At 73.5% G+C, this 3,021-nt stretch carries 4 protein-coding genes; 3 read left to right on the top strand and 1 reads right to left on the bottom strand.

The window, feature by feature from the left end:
* The 3 genes from ACFV0G_RS15490 to ACFV0G_RS15480 all read left to right on the top strand — a co-directional run.
* A partial coding sequence (locus ACFV0G_RS15490) for an MFS transporter (RefSeq protein ID WP_380546843.1) occupies window positions 1–792 on the top strand: 792 nt, incomplete at its 5' end.
* Entirely contained in the window at window positions 695–1,195 is a 501-nt protein-coding gene (locus tag ACFV0G_RS15485; protein WP_380546841.1) for a hemerythrin domain-containing protein, read from the top strand. The genes ACFV0G_RS15490 and ACFV0G_RS15485, both read left to right, overlap by 98 nt.
* A gap of 221 nt (window positions 1,196–1,416) precedes the next feature.
* Window positions 1,417–1,938, top strand: coding sequence for a hypothetical protein (locus ACFV0G_RS15480; RefSeq protein ID WP_380546839.1), 522 nt, complete (start codon window positions 1,417–1,419; stop codon window positions 1,936–1,938).
* Window positions 1,939–2,157: 219 nt separating this feature from the next.
* Here the strand turns inward: ACFV0G_RS15480 and ACFV0G_RS15475 are convergent.
* Window positions 2,158–3,021 (bottom strand): SRPBCC family protein (locus ACFV0G_RS15475; protein WP_380546837.1); only part of this gene is annotated, 864 nt, incomplete at its 5' end.

Genomic DNA, 3,021 nt, shown 5'->3' with positions numbered 1-3,021 from the left:
GCCCCACCCAGGCGAGCGCGGCCGTCACCCGACCGCCGCCGTTACGCGCTGGCGCTGCTGGTGGACGCCCTGGGCGCGGGCCTGCTGCGGCCGTTCCTGCTGCTGTACGGGGTCGGGGTGCTCGGACTGCGGCCCGGGACGGCCGGGCTAGCCCTCTCCGCCGGGCTGCTCGCCGGACTGGCCGCGCTCGCGCCGACCGGCCGCTGGATCGACCGCGGTGCGCGCAGCCTGCCGCTGTCGGCCACCCTGCTGGTCCGGGCGGCGGGGGCGGCGGTGCTGCCGCTCGCGCACGGGGTCGTCGGCTTCACGGCGGCCGCGGTGCTGCTCGGGGTCGGCAGCCAGTGCTGGCCGACCGCGCACGCCGCGGCGGTGGCCGCCCTGACGGAGGGCCGGACCCGCGACGCGGCACTGGCCGCCGGCCGGTCCCTGCGCAACGCCGGGCTGGGCGCCGGTGCGCTGATCGCCACCGCGGCGGTGGCGGGCGGCGCGGGCAGTCTGCGGCTGCTGGCGCTGGCCACCGGCGCGGCCTGCCTGCTCGCGGCCGCCCTGGTGTGGGCGCGGGGGGGGGGGGGCGGGCGCCCACGCGGGTGCGGCGCGGGGGGCGCCGCCCCCCCCCGCACCGGAGGTGAACGAGATGGGACACGGCGGGAACGTCATCGCGGAGCTGAAGACCGACCACCACGAGGTCGCAGACATGTTCGGCCGGATCAAGGCGATGAGCACGGGCGGCCAGGAGCTGCGGGACATGGTGGACGACGTCACGATCGAGCTGGTACGGCACTCGGTCGCTGAGGAGCAGTACCTCTACCCGGCGGTGCGCGAGCACCTCGCCGGCGGGGACCGGATCGCGGACAAGGAGATCGACGACCACAGCCGGGTCGAGCGGATCCTCAAGCAGCTGGAAGGTATGGACACCGGCGACACCTCGTTCCGGCCGCTGCTGCAGGACCTCATGGACGAGGTCACCGCCCACGTCCGCGACGAAGAGATCAACCTGTTCCCCATGATGGAACAGGCCTGTACGCCAGAGGTGCTGGACGACCTCGGCGACAAGATCCGCCGCGCCAAGGCCATGGCCCCCACCCGGCCGCACCCCGCTGCGCCCAGCAGCCCCGCCGCCAGCAAGATCCTCGCCCCAGGCGTCGGCCTCGTCGACCGGGCCCGCGACTTCGTCACCGGCCGCGGCACGTCCTGACCTCGTACGTGCCCCGACGGCGCCGAGTCTGTCGGGACCGCGGGCGGTGCGCCCGGGCGGAACTCCCCGCCCGGGCGCAGCAACCGGCACACCGTCCGGACAGCGGGTGGAGCGTGACCTGCGCCATGCCGTTCTCCGCGGCGGGCTGCCTACACTGGCCAGCCACCACCGGGGCAGAGCCGCCCCGGGGCCGTCGCCGGCACGCCCCCGAGGATCACCGCATGCCCACCGACCTGACCCCCGTCATCGCCGCCTCCACCCGCTGGCTGCTCACCGCCTATCCCTCCCCGCCGAGCGCCTTGGCCCGCGCGACCGCCGAGGCCCAGGCGAGGCAGGCCACCACCATCGCCGCCGCCCTGTGCTACCCCACCGCTCTGGACGTCGAGCTCCTCCACCTCCTCGGTCCCGGCGGCAGCGACCACCTCGACCACCTCGCCGGCACCATCCCCGACGCCGCCGAGACCGAGCGGTCCGACTGGCGCACTTGGGTGGACGAGACCGTCGTCAGCTGGGCCGCGAGCCTCCTCGCCGACCCCACGCTCGGGGCCCGCGCACACCGGGCCCTCGCCGCCACCGACCACCCCGAGATCGCCGGTGACCCCCGACGCCTGACCCTGCCCACCCAACGCGACACCGACGCCGCCCCTCTGCTCCGCCACCCCGACCTCGTCGACCCGGTCGCGGCCCTCCACCGCGACCGTCTCCACGCCCTCCTCGGCCCCGCCGCCAGTCCCGCCCGCTGAAACCGGCCCCGGGCTACGAGGCGGTCAGGCCTCGACCCGGAGCCGGCGGATCAGCCGCCCGCGGTGGCCGTGTGTGTCGGACGGCACGGCCTGGTGGTGGGCGGGTGTCCTTGAGCAGCGCGAGGGCGTCCGTAGAGGTGTTCGGTCCTCGTTGCCGGTCCGGCGGCACCGTGCCCCGGCCGGAGCCACGGCGGTCCGCCGAGCGAGAGCCCTCGACGGTCAGCGGCGGCCCCGGTCAATGTCCTCGTCCTCGTCCTCAGGGGCGTCCTCGTCGTACTCCACATCGTCGTCCGCGTACTCAGGGGCGTCCTCGTCGTCTTCCTCGGGCTCCCCGTCCTCGTACTCGTCCTGCTCGTCGTACTTGTCCTCGTACTCGCCGTCTTCAGTGTCGTCGTACTCCTCGGCGTCCTTGTCCTCAGCGTCCTCGTCGTCGTATTCGTCCTCGGGGGCGTCCTCGTCGTATTCCTCCTCGTCGTCTCCGCCTTCGGTGTCCTCGTACTCCTCCCCCTGGCCCTCCTGGTCCTCCTGCTCGCGGGCTGCTGCTTCCTCCTCCATGGCCTCGTCGTGGGTCTTGACGACCTCGCCGTCGCGGATCTCGCCACGCCAGCCCTCGGCCTCGTCGTTGGTGAGGGAGACGTAGCGCTGGAAGTTCTTGAAGTCCAGCCGCAGCCGGCGGCCCTGGGCGCGCCAGATGTTGCCGGTCTTCTCGAAGAAGCCCGCGGGGTAGTACTCGACGACGAGGACGATGCGGGTCAGCGTCGGGGTGATCTCGTGGAAGCTCACCGCGCCACGGGTGCTTCCCTTGGCACCCTCCGAGGTCCACACGATGCGCTCGTCCGGGACCTGTTCCTGGACGGTGGCCTTGAAACTGCGCTTGGACGGCCCGACCTTGACCTTCCAGTCGGTGGTGACCTCGTCGCCCTGCGACACGCTCTGGACTCCCTTGGCGAAGCCGCTGAAGTCCTCGTACTTCGTCCAGTGGTCGTACGCGGTCCGCACAGGAACGCCGACGTCGAGGGTCTCGATGATGTTCATCGGCTTCTTGCCCGACTTCCGCCCGGGCTTGCCGCCCCCGCCGAACGC

Source organism: Kitasatospora sp. NPDC059571 (genome assembly GCF_042735675.1).
Taxonomy (GTDB): domain Bacteria; phylum Actinomycetota; class Actinomycetes; order Streptomycetales; family Streptomycetaceae; genus Kitasatospora.
The sequence above is the reverse complement of the archived record's forward strand: the minus strand, read 5'-3'. Positions and strand labels throughout refer to the sequence as shown.

Coding starts and splice junctions, on each gene's coding strand:
- ACFV0G_RS15480 (WP_380546839.1), top strand. CDS start 1,417: ATGCCCACCGACCTGACCCCCGTCATCGCCGCCTCCACCCGCTGGCTG.
- ACFV0G_RS15485 (WP_380546841.1), top strand. CDS start 695: ATGTTCGGCCGGATCAAGGCGATGAGCACGGGCGGCCAGGAGCTGCGG.